The organism is Candidatus Omnitrophota bacterium (assembly GCA_016929445.1).
Lineage (GTDB): Bacteria > Omnitrophota > Gorgyraeia > JAFGIU01 > JAFGIU01 > JAFGIU01.
Window position 1 is genome coordinate 1 of sequence record JAFGIU010000075.1, and the last position, 15324, is coordinate 15324.

Below are 15324 nucleotides of genomic sequence, written 5' to 3' on the forward strand. Positions count from 1 at the left end.
CCGATCCAGTCAGGGTCAACCGTAGGGTTGTCGCTTCCTAAGATTAATAGCCGGCGCACGCCCTGGCTGTGAACCGCGCGGCAGACCTGCCGCAGGCGCCGTCCCAGGTTCCCGCTGGGCTGGGGCATAAACTCATAATCCGCGCCCAGCCATTCGCGAAAAAGCGGCTCCCAATCCGCAGGATCAAAGACCACCCGGATTGGAACGCCCTTGGGGGCCGCAGCCTTGAGCCGCGGCAGCATGTACTCCACGCAACGGCGGTAAATGAGGGCGGCTGAGGTCGCGCCCACCTCCCGGGCCAGGCGTGTTTTAACCCTGCCTGCCATGGGGAATTTCAGAAAAACGAGGATTAAAGTATCGGAATTCATCGCAATCCTAAAGTGAAGAGTCAGCGCATACCTCCCAAGGTCTGTCTATTCTAACGCAGCGCCTGTGTTCCGCAAAGCAGGCCCCTCTGCGGCGAACTGCTGGCGGAATATCCTTTTCATGCCGGATCCCGGAAGAATCCAGCCAAAAAAAAGTAGGGCAGGGTTAACCCTGCCCTACAAAACTCAGGCATTCTTTTCCTGAGCTAGACGCTAAGTTCGTGCCCCACTTCGATCAAGCAGTTCTCTGTGCCGAACTCGTTGATCGTGCGGTTCTGGCAGTTCGGGTCATTCATCCATTGCCCGTCCACCAACAGACGGTACTGGTAGGAACCAGGCTCCAGCTCCAAGACCGTTTTCCAAACCCCGTCTTCCGTCCGTGTCAGGGGCAAACTGCGCGCATCCCAGCCGTTAAAATCCCCGGCCACGGACACAGAACTCGCGCTGGCCAACCGCACCTCCAGCGTGGTCTGGATCTTCCGGTTTCCATTGTCAAAAAGCCCGTCGGAAGAACCCGGCTCGGTCTTGCCCATAGGCTGTGTAAACGTAGAACCCACGCGCCCTCTCACATAGCGCCGGATATCACGGCGCGAAGAGGGAGCAATATCCGTGAAATGAATGCCGATGCGTTTGCGCGTCTCCCCGCCCCCGCGCACCCAAACACGGGCAGCGCTAAAGTGAATCGGAGAGCGGTAACCCAGCAAAGACAAATCGCCGTTAACCTTCTCCGGCACCTCGATTTGATTATCCACATCAAAGGCAATGCCGCCGGCGCTGATATTACGCACCAAGACATTGATCTTTTCTTCCCCGTTCCCGCTCATAGGCGGATACAACACACATCTCTCGCCAAAATAATTGAGATCCGCACGGGACTCAATGCGGCGGTCGATGGGATCACTCGCGAATTCCTTTTCCAGCAAGGTCTGCTGATAGTCGCGCCACAGAAGGATCAATCCCAGGAGGGACAGAACCACAGCCAAGGCAAACATCGGCTCTGAAGCAATTGTGGAAAAAGAGATGAGACGCTTATTGATCCAGGCAATGGTCTCGTGATACTCCCGGGGCACAAGCCGGATAAAGCCCATGGGCGAGGTCACTGCCTTCCAAATCCCGTTCTGCAGCGCGGAGATTTCCTCCTGAGTTGCCAGGCCGTACAAATCGCCTTTCACGATAACCGGAGACACTGCCTTGCGGGTAAACTGCACCTTGGAAGCGGCTCCGCTCATCGGAATGCCGGCCGATGCGCCGGAGATTCTGCCTTCCACAGCATCCAAGGCCTGGTCCATCGCCTGACGCCTTCCCGCAGCCCCGGCGGAAGTCTGTGCGGAAATCTGCATCTCACCCACGGCCAGTCGGGCGGATGAACCTTCCGGGGAACCCACAGCAATACTGATGAGGTTGCCGTCCTGGGTTACCTCGTAAGGCGCGTGGTCAATCAGCGTGAGAATCAAGCTCTGCATGGGTTTAACAGTAGAGCCCTCGACTGTCTTGCCGTAGATCACATCGACCGAGATGAGGTTTCCTTTGTTCACCTCTGTCTTTTCGGGAAGACCGCTGAAAACCGGCGCGCCGGTAAAGCCCAAGGCCAAACGCGGAGGATTGTTCAGGCGCTGGACTTCAAACTGTGCGGGATCGGAAGTTCTTATTTGGATACGGGTGGTGAGATGTTCAGTCGATTCTTTTGCTGAAAGCACGGACGGAACAAACACCATAACTGCAGCCAAACACAATGCGGAGACCAAGAAAGCTTTACTCAATGCGGTGGAACTGCGCATGACGAGTGCACCCCCCCTACTTTGAAAGAACGTCATAGACCCGCGACAAGATCGTTCTCGAGAATCTCGCTCTCCGAGCCATCCGATATGATTGAAGCGGCGGCAACCCGCTCACTGACTTCGTCGATCTGGACCTTCCCCACCATCTCTCTATTGCGGAAAACAGACAAGATGGCGCCGGGCTCAATGGAGTCTTGTTCGCCCAAATCAATCACGACGAAATCGAATTCTTTATTGACAACGAGAACCTTGCCCTTGGGAGTGGGATTGGTCGCCACGGAGATGGTTTCCAGCTCCACGGGCCGGGCCTCGGAAGCGGCAGCCGTCTTGGGCGCCCCATCCCAGGAGATATTTACCCCGCGAGTGGGTTCAGCCGCCCGCGCCACAGGCACCCGGCCTTCCAAACGACGCCGCGTGCGCTCGGCCTCTTCCAGCTGGTCTTCCAGCTGGGCCATGGCCTGCTTGACCTGATCCAACTCCTGACGTGTGCTTCGGGCCTCCTGGCGCTCTTTGTGGAGAGTCTCCTGGAGTTGCTGGGCACGACGCTCCTGGTCGTCCAGTTGCGAGCGGAGCAGGGTGATCTCGGTCTCGATCTGCTGCCGGACCTGTCCCATTTCCTGCAAACGCACACCCGCGATCTCAACCGTCTTGAGGCTCTGGTCCAGCGTTGCCTGGAGTGCCTCGCGATATTGAGCCTCGCTCTGCCGCGTCAAAAAAAGCACCGCAGCAGCTGCGATGCTAAAAGTGAGAATCGAAGTGGTAAAGATGGCTTTAAGACGCATTGCGCCTCCTCCTTGAAGGGTCGTCAGTTCCACATTGCCAGAAGCTCACCAGCCCACAGGTCCTGCATTGGGAACCATGATTTAAATCGATATTAGGACACCACTTGGAAGATTTCAAGAAAAAACTGTATTTTTTTGTAAAAGATTGCGTCCTGACTTACTTAGATTCCAGGGAAATACAGACAGGACCGTCGTTGAGGAGCTCCACATCCATGTGGGAGCGGAAGCGCCCGGTCTCCACTTGCAGGCCGGAACTCCGGAGGGCTTGGAGGAAGTGTTCAAAGATAGGCTCGGCCGATTCAGGTCGCGCAGCGCTGGTAAAATCCGGCCGGCGGCCCCTTTCTGTGCCGGCATAAACCGTGAAAGCGGGGATCACCAAAAAACCTGCGCCCACATCCCCGGCAGAAAGATTCATCTTTCCTTGATCGTCTTCAAAGATCCGGAGAGAGACCAGGCGTTCGGCCAAAGGAGGGGCTGCTTCCGGCGTGTCGGTTTCGGAGATACCCACCATGACCACAAGGCCCCGGCCGATTCGGCCCAGGACCTCGTGGTTCACGGTGACGGAAGCTTTGGTTACTCGCTGTACAACAAGACGCACTGGAAATCCGCTGTCATTCCCGCGCAGGCGGGAAGCGACGTTTTGTCAACGGGAATGCAATGAAGCGATCTATATCCCGCAAAGATTGCTTCTCCGCCATGAATCGTGGCGGATCGCAATGACGGACTGCGGCGCTGAACACCCAACTCGATTCTCTACTCAGTTGGACTGATCTTATAGACCTCGTCGCGGCAGCGCACCCGCTCAGACACACTCAAGCCGATATGCTGGCCCTTTTCCGCGGACTCCACAGGCTTCCGGTCTATCTGCAGGGAGCTGATATCGAATTCCAAATCCGTGGTCGCACCCTTAATACGGATCCGCTCTCCCACTTTGAGCCCGTCATTCTCCAATTTAATTACCGCCGCATTGACCTTGGGAAAGTAATGAGTCACCAAACCCAGACGTTTCCCGTTAACCCCGGCACTCGGCACTGCAGCAGATGCGGCCCCGGTCTGTTGGCCTCCCCCGATGGGTTTTCCCACAGGTAACGGCCTTCGATCCACACGCGGCCTGTTTGGGTTACCCGGCCCCGGACGGCGCCGGCGCGGACGTTGTGATTCCGGGCTGCGCGGGCCCGGACGAACCCCCGGAAGCGATCCGCTGGAATGCTGCAAACGGGAACGGTCACGGCTCTGAGCCGGGCCCGAATCCTGCCTGCGCCCCTGTGTCCCGGTACCTGAACCCGCGCGACCGCGCGCCGGCGGTCCTTGCCGGTTTCTATTCCCCGGCCCCGGACGGCTGGATTGAGCCGGCGGACGATTACCTTGTACGGGACGGTTGCCTTGGGGGGAACGGCTTCCTTGTGCCGGGCGATTCTCCTGACCCGGACGGCTCTGCTGCCCGCCGCGGCCAGCTTGCCCCCGGCGATTGCTATAGGAGCCTTCTGCGCGATTTCCATTGGCTGCGCCTGCGCGATTGCCGGAACGGCCTAGGCCGCCGCGACCGTCGCGCGACTGGGCCTGCGGCCTGCGGCCGCGATTCCCTTGGCCCTGCCGGGGTCTCTGAGGGCCGCGCCTGCTATCGCCCTGAGTGCCCTGGGTCTGGCGACCCTGCAAACGTCGAGGTTGTTGGGGGGGCGATGGAGCCCCGGATCCTATAAGGCGCTTAAGTCGATCCCAAAGTGATTCTTGTGTCATTCTTGATTCCTTTTAGCTCTTCTTGGCTTTCTTGTTTTGCTTGCCTTCTTCACTATGCGGCTTACCGGCCATGCGCTTTCTGCGCCGGCGATTCCTAAACCTTCTGGGTAGTCCTGCCATTGTTTTCTCCTGTGTAGTCAAACCGCTACTTTGAAATGAATCACATCACCGTCCCGCACCACATAATCCCGGCCTTCGGTGCGCATCTTGGCCCGCTGAGCCGCGGCATCTGCACCGCATTCCACCAGCTCTTTCCAAGACCCGACTTCAGCCCGCACAAAGCCTTTCTCAAAATCCGTGTGGATCCTCCCTGCGGCCGCGGCTGCGCGGGTTCCATCGGCCACAGTCCAGGCCCGGATCTTTCCGGAGTCCGTGGTAAAGAAACTCACGAGCTCCAAAAGCTCATAGCCTCTGCGAACAACCTGCTGCAGGGCCGACTGCTCAAGCCCGAGAGCCTGCATCATCTCTTGCCGGTCAGCCCCCTCCAAGTCCTGAAGCTCTTGCTCGACTTTGGCGGAGACCTTCACCACCGCAGCCCCCTGACCGGCCGCGTATTCTTCCAAAGCCTTTGCAGCGGCGGAGGGCCGACCCAAGTGATCCTCATCCACATTCGCAATGTAGAACACCGGCTTGGCGCTGGCCAAGGGCAACCCGGCCTTCCGCAATTCCTCTGCGGATTCCCGATGCGCCCGGGCGCTTTGGCCCCGTCCCAGGGCCTCGCGCAAGGCCTCGGCACACTCCACCACCGGGGCCAGACTCCTATCCGTGGTGCGCGCCACTTTGCGGTGCTTCTCCAGCCAGCGATCGATCCATTCCAAATCTTTGAGCAGAATCTCCAGCTCGACAATCTGCGCATCCCGGACCGGGTCCAAATCCGTTGTCACGTGCACGACTTCCTCATCCTCAAAACAGCGGATCACGTGAGCAATCGCGTCCACCTGGAGGATCTCGCTGAGAAACTGATTGCCCAGGCCCTCGCCTTGACTGGCGTTCTTAACCAGGCCGGCGATATCGACCAAATGCAAGGCCGTGGGAGTCACGGATTCATGCGGAGTCACCTCTGCCAACGCATCCAACCGCAAATCCTCGACAGGGGCCACACCCACATTGGCTTCTATGGTGGTGAAGGGATAATTGGCTGTGCTTGCCGTTCCCCGCGTCAGGGAGTTAAAAAGTGTCGACTTCCCGACATTCGGCAAACCTACCAGGCCGCATCGAAAGCCCATTCATTCACCCATCACCTTAATCAGGAGGCGCTTTCGGCGCTGACCGTCAAACTCCGCATAGAAAACTTCCTGCCAAGGACCCAAATCCATTTCGCCGTTTGTGACCGGCACAATCACCTGGTGCCCCACGAGAAGACTCTTGAGGTGCGCATCGCCGTTGGATTCCCCGGTCGCGTGGTGCCGGTAATCCGGTCCCTCCGGAGCCAACTCCTGCAGCCATTCCTCAATATCCTGGAACAGCCCGGACTCATTGTCATTGATAAAGACACCCGCCGTGATGTGCATGGCACTGACCAGGGCCATCCCCTCTTGCACGCCGCTCTTGGCAACAACACTCGCCACCCTGTCGGTAATGCGCACAAGCTCGCGGTGTTTCCGTGTGTTGAACCAAAGATACTCGGTGGTCGATTTCATCTTAAGGGTCTGTCGTGAAAGGAAGAGTCTCCTCTACGAGACGTCACCGGGCTGGGGACACTTGTCTACGGGCTGGAAACAGGCAGGCCGCCCCACTCATGTCCCATTAGGTTATCACAGGCCGCTGAGGAGCTCAAGAAGCCTTTACTTATTTAAGTTAAACTAGTTGCGTTGATTTTCCTGTTCTCTCTGGATGGGAGGCCGGGACTGCCGTGCCCCATTCCAGCGGCCCAAAGAGCGCTTGGCCAGCCACAGATCCCAGTCCAGACCTTCCCAGACCATCTTGACGTCGTCCGTGAAGTGCTTCTGGTAGGAGTCGTTGACCCCGGACTTGGAATAGCGGTACTGATAGGCCAAAGAGGAACCGCACCCCACCCCTGTAAAGCTTGCGGCAAAACAGAGGATGGCCCAAGCCCAAATCCACAGGCGCAAGAGGCCGGTCCGGACGCGGCGCGGAGGCTGGGGACTATTTGGCATGGATCTCCTCATTAATGAATTCGTCCGAATCCTGATGGTGGATGCGCACCAATTTGTCGCCGGCAAAATACAGGTAGTGGTAGTCCGGCTCGTCTTCGATTTTGTAAATCCAAACAGCGCGCTGGTCATCCATGAGTTCGGTGCCCCAACCTGCAGTCAGGCGCGGCGGCCCCACAATATCCCTTACCCGTGCGCGGTCCATCCCCGTCTCAACCTGGGCCCAGTACTTCTCCGGCACAGGCGGAACCTTCGATCCCTTGCCCGGAAGCCAGTGAATACGGCGCTTCCACCACGGGACTTTACGCGTGTCTTCGCTCAAAGTTGCGGCGCGCGGGTCCGGTTGCTCCTGCTCCCGCTCGGCCGGGGGCTCGACAGACTCCGGGGGTTCCCAGTCACTGGGGTACTCTGTCCAATCCCTGAGTCCCTCAAACCTGTCCTGAACCCAGTAGCGCACCGAACATCCAGCCAGAACGACCACCAACAGAATCGTCAACAAACTCAGGAGCCAGGGACGTTTCTTAGTCTCCCTTTCTCTCCGGCGGCCGAAAGAAGGGTCCCTGCAAGTCACCGCCTGCCCCCGATTTCAATCCGGATAAGCCCGCTGTCCTGAAAATAGAAACGGTAGTACTCCCGCACACCCCGCGCATAGAGCCAAAGTACATCCGCCGGATAAGAATCCGGATCATTCTCCAAGCTTAAGACCTTTTCGGGCATACCAAATACAATACGCACCTGCTCCTCGGTCATGCCGGGCACCACCATCAGGTTCAACATATAACTTCGATTGGGTTCTTTGATATCCGGGTGGGCGAGCAGATAGGCACGAACGCGCTCTTCCTGCAGAAGACGAAGCTGCTGCTCTGAATTGCGGCTGTCTTTGACAAGGGCCTTCTCATCCTGGGAGAGGCAGAAACCGTTTCGCGCAGCGTGCTCGACCTCACGGCTCCAGGAGCAAGAGCCCAATATCAATACAAGCAGTACCCAGACTGCAAGGCCTTTGAGCCATCTCACGATGAGGCACACTCCTTTACGAAATTAGGCCGGGACATGATCCACACAAGGACCGGAAACACGCCCAAGGTCCCGAGGATAATACTGATATCCGTACCCCTGTACAGCATTGTCACCGCTTCGGGCGGAAGGGGCAAGCCCATGACGGATTCAACTGCCTGAAGGAGCCCGTCAAAAATGCGATGCACCACATAGATCTGGTGCGGCACCAAGGCAGTCGCAGCCCAGCAGCTCCCAATAGAGACGCTGCGCGCCCAGGGATCTTTGCGCACCAAACCGATGCCGCCGGCCGTAATGAGCCCATAGACTACCGTAAAAAGAAAAAGCTGAACCCAAAGCTGCGGTTCGGATTTCAGGACCCGGAGAAGCGCGTCCAACAGTTGAACAACCGGGCCTTCCGGATCAAGCACCTGTTGCGCTGAGCCGCCCGGCATGGCTGTCAGCAAACTTTCGTACTTGAGCAAGACATCCAAACCTGAATCATGATTGAGAAAGAAGTGCGCGCTCGAAATACTCGAATACACACTCCCTGCCCCGAGCACGATCAACGACCAGGCAATAAAGAGACGCCAGGTTCTGGGTTTCAACTATCCGACTCCAAACGCGTTGAGCGGTCTCGGGTCGCGGCGCACCTCGAGCCTGGAACCCAACGGAAACTTGTACATCACGTGAGGGCCGTCCAGGTAAATTTCCATGTGGGTCATCAGGGCCTCAAAACGGATGCGTGCATCCGCTGCAAGCGTCCCAGCCCTAAGCGCCGGTTTCTCGGGCGTCAATCGCACACCCGCGTAGAGTTCGCGCACCATGTATTGGTAGCGCTTGGACCGCACGGGCAAGACCTTGCCGCCTGCCGAGTGCACGGCTGCGGAAGAACCTGCTGCAGTCGCAACCCACACGCCCGAACTCTTATGCTCTTCGCTTCGCGATCCCACTTCAATTCGATAGCGGCACACAGCCGCAGCATTGGCGTGCGTGATCAATACTTCGTTCAGAACGCGTTCTTTGATCAAGATGCCGTCCATCCGCAGCTGGAGGCGGGACAAGGCTGTCAGCTTGAGGCGGCCTTGGCTCCAGCGCTGCAAAGTCTTTTTGAGAGTGCTCGCGTCGGCAGCGGTAAAAAAACCTTCGCTGCGCGTGGGATCGGAATTGATGCCGAGCATCGGCGTGTGATACACGCTTTGGGCCGCGCGCAAAAAAGTCCCGTCCCCGCCCACGGTGATGATGAGTTTGTAGGCCTTTTCATCGACCACCCGGGCGCGATGGATGTACCGGTACTTCAGACCCATAGACTTGAGGGTATCGCGCAGGAGATCCAAGGTGCGGTGATGCGAATCGTAGGCATGTCGCATCCGGCGGCTGTAGCGTATCCAACCCGCGGAAATGACCTTGGGCTTGGAGGAAAGATGCACTTTCTTGTAGACGATTAGAATGGGGTCCAAAGGCATGGGAGGGTACCCGATCCTCAATAACCCCGGTAACCGGCAGAGGACTCCTCTACCTTGGCAGGGCCACGATTGAGTACATGAACAGTAGGGCTCAACAGATCCATGGGGCGCCGGGACTTTACCGAAGCTCCGGGCTGGCCGACCCGCACAATACGGATGGTGCCCTGCGAATCCTGAAAATACAAGTGATGGATCTCGCTGTCTTGAGTGACTGCCACCAGGTTCCCAAACTCCGGGGGAACCTTGAGCTCCACATCTTTGCTGAGCTTGACAGGGCTTTCCTGCCAGGCCAAATCCTCGGCCGTGGCGAGATCAAAACCACTCAAAAGCGCAAACGAAGCACAACTTACTCCAAGGAGAATCATGACTCTTTTCAAGGCTGCCCCCAATGACAAACCGCAGGCGTTCAGCCGACGGTGTTGACCTCCCGAACCCGCTCGATCTCCACATGCCCGCATCCCTGCTCCCCATTGCGGCGCGGGCACACATACCACATGTAGATCCGGTCCCCGTGGGTCAAACACCGGCGCATCGGCACCATGGGATGACCGCAACTCGGGCACAGCAGCTCGCCTGATCTGCGGTCCCGGTGGCGCATGGCCTCGGTAAGTTCCCGGCGCGGATGGGTGATGTGCCCCATGGCATGCGTCATCTCGGTAACCAATCCGACCAAACGCGCCAAACGCGCGGAAAGCCCGCGGAGATTCGTACCCACAGTCCCCATGAGCGGACGCACCTCAGCCTCGTGCGCGACCGGCTTCTGGAGGGTGCTCACCAAAGGCTGCAGATCCGTGTAGAGATCCGCGGAGTCCTTGATCAGAGCGGTGTATTCCTTGATGAAGTTGTCGCACTTGTCTTGAATTGTCTTTGTCGAACTTGGGCTTAGCTTCACGAGATTTCCCTATATTAGCAGTGCGGTGACTTCTGATTTTACCATAGCCAAAAAACTTGTTCAATTACTTAAGATAAGTCCATCAGTCCATCGTCCTGGTGTCAGGCACTGGTGCCAGGCACCGGTGCCAGGCACCGGGAATGCCCCTTCGGGGCACTTGACGCATAGTGTAAGATATCTGCATGTCTCGCGCCCGTCTTCCGGACCCGGTTAAAGAAGTCATTGATTCCTGGATCGAATCCAAGGGCGGTTGCGCCAACGCGGATCAAATCAAGGACATCATCCTCACGGCCCTCTTCATGGTGGAAGACGATGTGGACCGCGGCGACCTGAAGATCATGAACAGCGCGCTGCGGGAGCTGCGCCGCGCCTTCAAGGTTTTCAGCCCTTTCCGCAATATCCGCAAAGTCAGTATTTTCGGCTCAGCGCGCACACCCAAAGACCACCCTCATTACCAGCAAGCCAAAGAATTCGGACGCAAAATCGTGGATAAGGGATGGATGGTCATCACAGGCGCTGCCAGCGGCATCATGGCAGCGGGCATGGAGGGCGCCGGCCGCGAAAAAAGCCTGGGCGCGGGCATCCAGCTCCCCTTGGAACAAGAAGCCAACGAATTTATGCAGGACGAGAGCCGCTTGGTGGAGTTCAAATACTTCTTCACGCGCAAGCTGACTTTTGTGAAGGAATCCGACGCCATCTGCCTTTTCCCGGGCGGTTTCGGCACCCACGATGAGGGATTCGAAAGCCTCACCCTGGTGCAAACCGGGAAAACAGAGCCCAAGCCACTGGTGTTTGTGGACGTGCCCGGCGGGACTTATTGGCAGTCTTGGCATGACTTTGTGGCCCGTGAGCTGCTGGGGCACAAAGTCATCTCTCCGGAAGATCTGGACTTGTACAAGATCACCACAGATATCGATGAGGCCATAAACGAGCTCGTCAGCTTTTACTCCAATTACCACTCTTCGCGCTGGGTCCGGAAACAGTTTGTGATCCGGGTGCGCAATCCCATTTCCAATGAGCTGCTTGAAGCGCTGAACCAAGACTTCAAGGACATGCTCGAGCAGGGCGCATTTGAAGCTGCTGCGGCTCTGCCCGCGGAAGCCAACGAGCCGGAGCTCGCGCACCTGCCGCGCCTGGTCTTCAACTTTAACCGCGTCAGCTACGGACGCCTAAGGCACCTGATCAATCGCTTGAATCAACAAGCGGCCGCTTAGAGTGCGGAATCAATTAAGTCCGCTGCTCTGACAGCTGCTTCTGTGTCCGCGACTACATCATTTTTCACATCGGATTTCAACATGTATTGGTCGGTACGTCCGGCTGTCTCCACAACCTGCAGCTTCCCTGCCAAGATCAGCTTAATCAGGGCCGGCTGAATTCTGGCTTGTCTCATCCTGTCGTTTCTGCGAGCCCGCTCGAGTTCTTTCCTCTCTCCCTTTTTGAGTTTCTTCTTCTTGGCAAACTTGGCCTCTACTTCGGAAAGCGCAGTCTCCTTTTGGGGTTTCAGAAGAAACTCTGCCAGTGACTCTCGGGACATAGCTTCCGTACGCGCAGATAATGCCTGAAAGACTCGCACAGCCTTGTCTGCCACTTCGGCTTGATGCCAGGCCTCTGCCAAGCTCTGGCGCACCAGCCCATAAGCCCTTTGGCCCACGCGGTCGCCTTTGGCCTTAGCCTCCTCGAAGAGCGCGTTCTCTTGGCCGTGAAGTGTTTGGAGTCCATCCAAGAGCCGGTTCACGTCCCAATCACACCTCATATCAGGCAAGCGTTTGGCTGCCCAGCGGCCCAAGGCAAAGGCAATGGCAGCGCGCACTTCAGGGTCCTCTTCGTAAATCTCCTGTGTCCTGTCCAGAGCCGACAGTAAGACACTCACTGTCTCCGGACTGATCCCGGTTGGATCCATATTGGCGAGGGCAAAGGCCGCGGCCTTGCGCACGAATCGACTCGCATGGCCTTGCTCCTGCCCCGCTCTCAAGTGCTTCACTGCTTCCCCGGCTTCCGTGGACACAAAAACCTCTCGCGCTTCTTGGGCTTCCGTTCCCGCTTCATCCTCCATGCCCGCGGTCAATTTCTGGAGGCGCTGGCCCTGGTAGAAACGTATCGTTTCTTCCGGAAGAACATTGTGTTTCCGCGCCTGCCTCAAAACCTCCCCATCCAAGAACAACTGCCAAGCCTGCTCCAAATTGCCCGGGAAGAAACCAATGCCCATTTCGATAATGTCTTGATCACTCAACCCGTCAAAGAGATTCTCCCTCATGTCGATCGCGGGAGGAAACTTCAGCTTGATGCCCAAGGCCCCCATAAAGTTCTGCAGGGCCAACATGTCCGGCCGGCTCGGGCCTGCGGCACGAGTCTCGGCCCGCGCGACCTTCTCCGAGTCCGGTTCCACTCCCCTGACCATAAAGCTGCGGTTCCCGATAAAAATGAGTGCCGCATAGTTTACCGGGGCTTCAAAACCAGGCGCAAAGCGCTCCCAGGAGTTGTCCACCGCAAATAAAGCCATGGCTTCTGGGAAAAGATATCCGGCTCCGGCAAAGTACTGGTGCCCCATCACGGACAAATCTTGGGTCTTTGCATCCCACATCACGTAGACAACGGCATCCTCTGGAATCACAGTACCTTGAGGAAGTTGCGTGGCCTGCCCGAGTTCACCGGCCTGCAAACTTTTACCGTTGGGCAAGGTGAGGGCAAACGGGAGAATGGTCCCGGCAGGAAGCGTCACCGCACCGGGAAGAGGACCCTCGGGAAGACTGACCACGGTGGCCTGGTGCACGTGCATGCCGCTGCCGTTGACCCCCTCTGCAGGTTTGTCCAATGTGCACGTTTGAATTTCTCTCTCCGGCGGAACTTCCACAGTTTTACCCTGTGCCCGCAAAGTAATCGCCTGCGCGCGCTGTGCCGCCATTTCCTCATTGCGGCGCTCCGCGATCTTGCGAATCACCCATTTGCGCATCAGCGTATTGCGGGCTGCTTCCCAAGGGGTGCCGTGTCCCTGGGGACTTTCAACTTGTCCGGTGGCCACCTCAATATGCAAATATTCGGTTATTTCCCCCCAGCTCCCCATGGCTTTGAGGAAGTCGATTCCGATATCGTAGTATTCATTCGGCCACTTATAGGGCGCTCCAAAGTACGGGGAGGGGTTTAACTCAAGCCCCTTGGATTGGGCCCGGACCACCAAGGCCTCCACGAAACCATCATCGTGCGGGGTCAAATGATCCTGTTCGTAAACCTCGCGCACCGCCTCCGCATATAGAGCCGAGCCCTCCGCTCCTTTAGGCGCAATCCACCAGAACCATTCCATCTCCGTGGCTGCTGAGGCCTTCATCCCCATTTCAGCCAGAATTTTTTCTATCTGCTCCGCAATGGCACGCGAGCTTCCCATAAAGATCACGCCTTCCCGATCTCTGATCTCTCCCACATCCATGGTCGCGACCAAGGAAGTCCTCCGTTGCCCGGTAGGATCATCACCCTCCGGCAAATCCACAATCGCAAAGGTCGCGGGGTCAAAGGTGACCGTCCAACCCTCTGTGTTGCGATCTGTAAGCAATTGAAGCGGCCCCAAATCATCCGTTTGTCCGAACTCAGAAACCAAGACCCTCAGTTCCTCTCCCTTTTGAATCGCGTCCTCCAATTGCGCTTGGGTGATCACCGCCTCCCGGTTCTCACCGCTGAGGTCAGGAAGGAATACCGTGATCGTGTCTAAACCTTCGTGAGAATTGAGGTAATCCACGATTTGTTGGTACTGGGCCTGCCGGTCCTGATCCAGAGCCACGGGCGCCATGGGTCTGGGTTCCAAGGCAGGTTGGCGTTCGATCCCCTCGCGGGACTCGAACTCAGCCATCCTCTTGGGCACTGCTTCCAAAATGAGAATCTTCCGACCGTTGACTTCCTCAATGCGAGCGCTGCCTGGACGGATTTCAGCCGCGCGGTTCCCGTCGTCGAGATAGCCCATACCTTCAATAGAGGAACCGTCAAAGCGCACCCCGCTCGCGAGTGCCCGCCGGAGAGCCGTGATCGGGAGCAACACACCGCGTTCAGTGCCCACGTTTTGCCCGGTAAAACTGGGAGGAAAGTGTATTTCCACGGCCTCAATGTTCTCAATTCCATAAATTTCAGCTAACAGACGCAGAAGGTCATTGGCTACCAGAACCTCGGCTTCGCGAATATCTTTGTCCAGGTCTTCGAGAGTGAGCCCTCCGTCAAGGATTTGTGCGCCCAACTCCTTTCTCAGCCGGTCCTGGTAGATATCTCTTTGGTTCTGTCTAGGCAGCTCCGCAAAATTCCCGCCCTTTCCGGACTTGAGCATCAGATCACAGAGCAGAAGCAGGCGATCCTCTTGCGGAGGAATCAGATCCCCATTGGAGACTTCAGCCCCATGATTTTTTTGGGAAATTGCAGCCTGTGTCTGTTGTCTGACTTCTTCTCGCCGTCTGCGTCGCGCGTCGTCATCGGCTCGAGTCCCTCCCTTGGGACCCAACACACTCCTCTCACTTGAGGATCTTTCGGCAGTCGCCAAAAGGAGTGGCTTCTCTGTCGCTTGAATGTGGGCGCGCACCAGATCATATACTTCTTGGAGTCGCTCAGGTGCTTTAGCAACAAGATCTGCAGAAGAGATCACGTCCTGAGGCAAGCCATTGGGCCAGAGCGCTGCAAGCACTCCTAAGTCTCCGGCATCAAAGTCCACCCAACTCTCATAGGCCTGCCATTCATCGCGGATCAACTCCCACACTTCGTCAAAGTCGGTAAGGCTCTTGGGAGAGGCTTCGGCCATAGCCACCTGGAAGGAGTCCAATCCCAAAATGTCGTCGCTCTTTTCCATCAGAGGTTCGATAACGTGCTTCACAAGGTAGGTGGCAAAATCCGGGTCAAAGAGGATGACTGCCGAACGTCCAGGTCCTAGCTCAGTCTCAAGCTCATCAACACCCGTTAATTGGGGATAGGTTTGGATCCCCTCCTTTAACCTCTGCCACCAGGTGTTCAAAACAGCTTGACGGTCTGAACCTTCTCCAAGCAGCCGGAGGATTTCCTGAGTTTGGTTGTGAACAGACTGCATGGCCTGGTCTGCACTGATCGAAGGATTTTGAGCCAACCAGTGCGCTGTGGCCAGCTTATCTCGTGAAGACGTGGCAACAGTAGGTTTGCGAGAAGTTGTAGACGAAGAGACGTCCTGAGCCAACATCCTCTCCAAATACAGATCCGG

General features: G+C 57.2%; 17 protein-coding genes. 2 read left to right on the forward strand and 15 right to left on the reverse strand.

Features of this window, described 5'->3' with window-relative positions; genetic code table 11:
* The 5 genes from JW937_06375 to JW937_06395 form a co-directional block, all read right to left on the reverse strand.
* A partial coding sequence (locus JW937_06375) for a DUF2064 domain-containing protein (GenBank protein MBN1587035.1) occupies positions 1-326 on the reverse strand: 326 nt, incomplete at its 3' end.
* 245 nt (positions 327-571) lie between these two features.
* A complete protein-coding gene (locus JW937_06380; protein MBN1587036.1) occupies positions 572-2143 on the reverse strand; it encodes a PilZ domain-containing protein in 1572 nt (523 codons plus the stop codon).
* A 32-nt stretch (positions 2144-2175) separates the two neighbouring features.
* Complete coding sequence (locus JW937_06385) at positions 2176-2925, reverse strand: hypothetical protein (protein MBN1587037.1); 750 nt, start codon at positions 2923-2925, stop codon at positions 2176-2178.
* Between the two features lie 157 nt (positions 2926-3082).
* Complete coding sequence (locus JW937_06390) at positions 3083-3523, reverse strand: D-tyrosyl-tRNA(Tyr) deacylase (GenBank protein ID MBN1587038.1); 441 nt, start codon at positions 3521-3523, stop codon at positions 3083-3085.
* Between the two features lie 155 nt (positions 3524-3678).
* A complete protein-coding gene (locus JW937_06395; protein MBN1587039.1) occupies positions 3679-4008 on the reverse strand; it encodes a translation elongation factor-like protein in 330 nt (109 codons plus the stop codon).
* A 32-nt stretch (positions 4009-4040) separates the two neighbouring features.
* Here JW937_06395 and JW937_06400 point away from each other — a divergent pair, with 32 nt between their 5' ends.
* Positions 4041-4625, forward strand: a complete 585-nt coding sequence (locus JW937_06400; protein ID MBN1587040.1) for a hypothetical protein — start codon at positions 4041-4043, stop codon at positions 4623-4625.
* A gap of 174 nt (positions 4626-4799) precedes the next feature.
* Here JW937_06400 and ychF read toward each other — a convergent pair whose 3' ends face one another.
* From ychF to JW937_06445, 9 genes are all read right to left on the reverse strand, one after another.
* Complete coding sequence (ychF, locus tag JW937_06405; protein ID MBN1587041.1) at positions 4800-5888, reverse strand: redox-regulated ATPase YchF; 1089 nt, start codon at positions 5886-5888, stop codon at positions 4800-4802.
* Positions 5889-6302 carry a YjbQ family protein gene (locus JW937_06410; GenBank protein ID MBN1587042.1) on the reverse strand — a complete coding sequence of 138 codons (414 nt, stop codon included), beginning with the start codon at positions 6300-6302 and terminating at the stop codon, positions 5889-5891.
* Between the two features lie 162 nt (positions 6303-6464).
* A complete protein-coding gene (locus JW937_06415) occupies positions 6465-6779 on the reverse strand; it encodes a hypothetical protein (protein ID MBN1587043.1) in 315 nt (104 codons plus the stop codon).
* Positions 6769-7347, reverse strand: a complete 579-nt coding sequence (locus tag JW937_06420; GenBank protein MBN1587044.1) for a hypothetical protein — start codon at positions 7345-7347, stop codon at positions 6769-6771. Before JW937_06420 ends, JW937_06415 begins: the two co-directional genes overlap by 11 nt.
* A complete protein-coding gene (locus JW937_06425) occupies positions 7344-7790 on the reverse strand; it encodes a hypothetical protein (GenBank protein MBN1587045.1) in 447 nt (148 codons plus the stop codon). The genes JW937_06420 and JW937_06425 overlap by 4 nt, the downstream gene beginning before the upstream one ends.
* Positions 7787-8377: a hypothetical protein gene (locus JW937_06430; protein MBN1587046.1), complete on the reverse strand. Its 591-nt coding sequence runs from the start codon at positions 8375-8377 to the stop codon at positions 7787-7789. The genes JW937_06425 and JW937_06430 overlap by 4 nt, the downstream gene beginning before the upstream one ends.
* The gene (locus tag JW937_06435) at positions 8378-9235 is read right to left on the reverse strand and encodes an NAD(+)/NADH kinase (GenBank protein ID MBN1587047.1); all 858 of its coding nucleotides are present in this window, start codon (positions 9233-9235) and stop codon (positions 8378-8380) included.
* Positions 9236-9252: 17 nt separating this feature from the next.
* Complete coding sequence (locus JW937_06440; GenBank protein ID MBN1587048.1) at positions 9253-9600, reverse strand: hypothetical protein; 348 nt, start codon at positions 9598-9600, stop codon at positions 9253-9255.
* 41 nt (positions 9601-9641) lie between these two features.
* Positions 9642-10127, reverse strand: coding sequence for a hypothetical protein (locus JW937_06445; protein MBN1587049.1), 486 nt, complete (start codon positions 10125-10127; stop codon positions 9642-9644).
* A 182-nt stretch (positions 10128-10309) separates the two neighbouring features.
* Here JW937_06445 and JW937_06450 point away from each other — a divergent pair, with 182 nt between their 5' ends.
* Positions 10310-11341, forward strand: a complete 1032-nt coding sequence (locus tag JW937_06450) for a TIGR00730 family Rossman fold protein (protein ID MBN1587050.1) — start codon at positions 10310-10312, stop codon at positions 11339-11341.
* Here JW937_06450 and JW937_06455 read toward each other — a convergent pair.
* The coding region (locus JW937_06455) for a hypothetical protein (protein ID MBN1587051.1) at positions 11338-15324 on the reverse strand (3987 nt) is incomplete at its 5' end. The two genes, JW937_06450 and JW937_06455, sit on opposite strands and share 4 nt — an antisense overlap.

What these genes read in the sequence shown, in the direction of transcription:
- JW937_06380 (MBN1587036.1), bottom strand. Translation starts at nt 2,143, where the DNA reads ATGCGCAGTTCCACCGCATTGAGTAAAGCTTTCTTGGTCTCCGCATTG.
- JW937_06385 (MBN1587037.1), bottom strand. Translation starts at nt 2,925, where the DNA reads ATGCGTCTTAAAGCCATCTTTACCACTTCGATTCTCACTTTTAGCATC.
- ychF (MBN1587041.1), bottom strand. Translation starts at nt 5,888, where the DNA reads ATGGGCTTTCGATGCGGCCTGGTAGGTTTGCCGAATGTCGGGAAGTCG.
- JW937_06410 (MBN1587042.1), bottom strand. Translation starts at nt 6,302, where the DNA reads ATGAAATCGACCACCGAGTATCTTTGGTTCAACACACGGAAACACCGC.
- JW937_06415 (MBN1587043.1), bottom strand. Translation starts at nt 6,779, where the DNA reads ATGCCAAATAGTCCCCAGCCTCCGCGCCGCGTCCGGACCGGCCTCTTG.
- JW937_06435 (MBN1587047.1), bottom strand. Translation starts at nt 9,235, where the DNA reads ATGCCTTTGGACCCCATTCTAATCGTCTACAAGAAAGTGCATCTTTCC.
- JW937_06440 (MBN1587048.1), bottom strand. Translation starts at nt 9,600, where the DNA reads ATGATTCTCCTTGGAGTAAGTTGTGCTTCGTTTGCGCTTTTGAGTGGT.
- JW937_06450 (MBN1587050.1), top strand. Translation starts at nt 10,310, where the DNA reads ATGTCTCGCGCCCGTCTTCCGGACCCGGTTAAAGAAGTCATTGATTCC.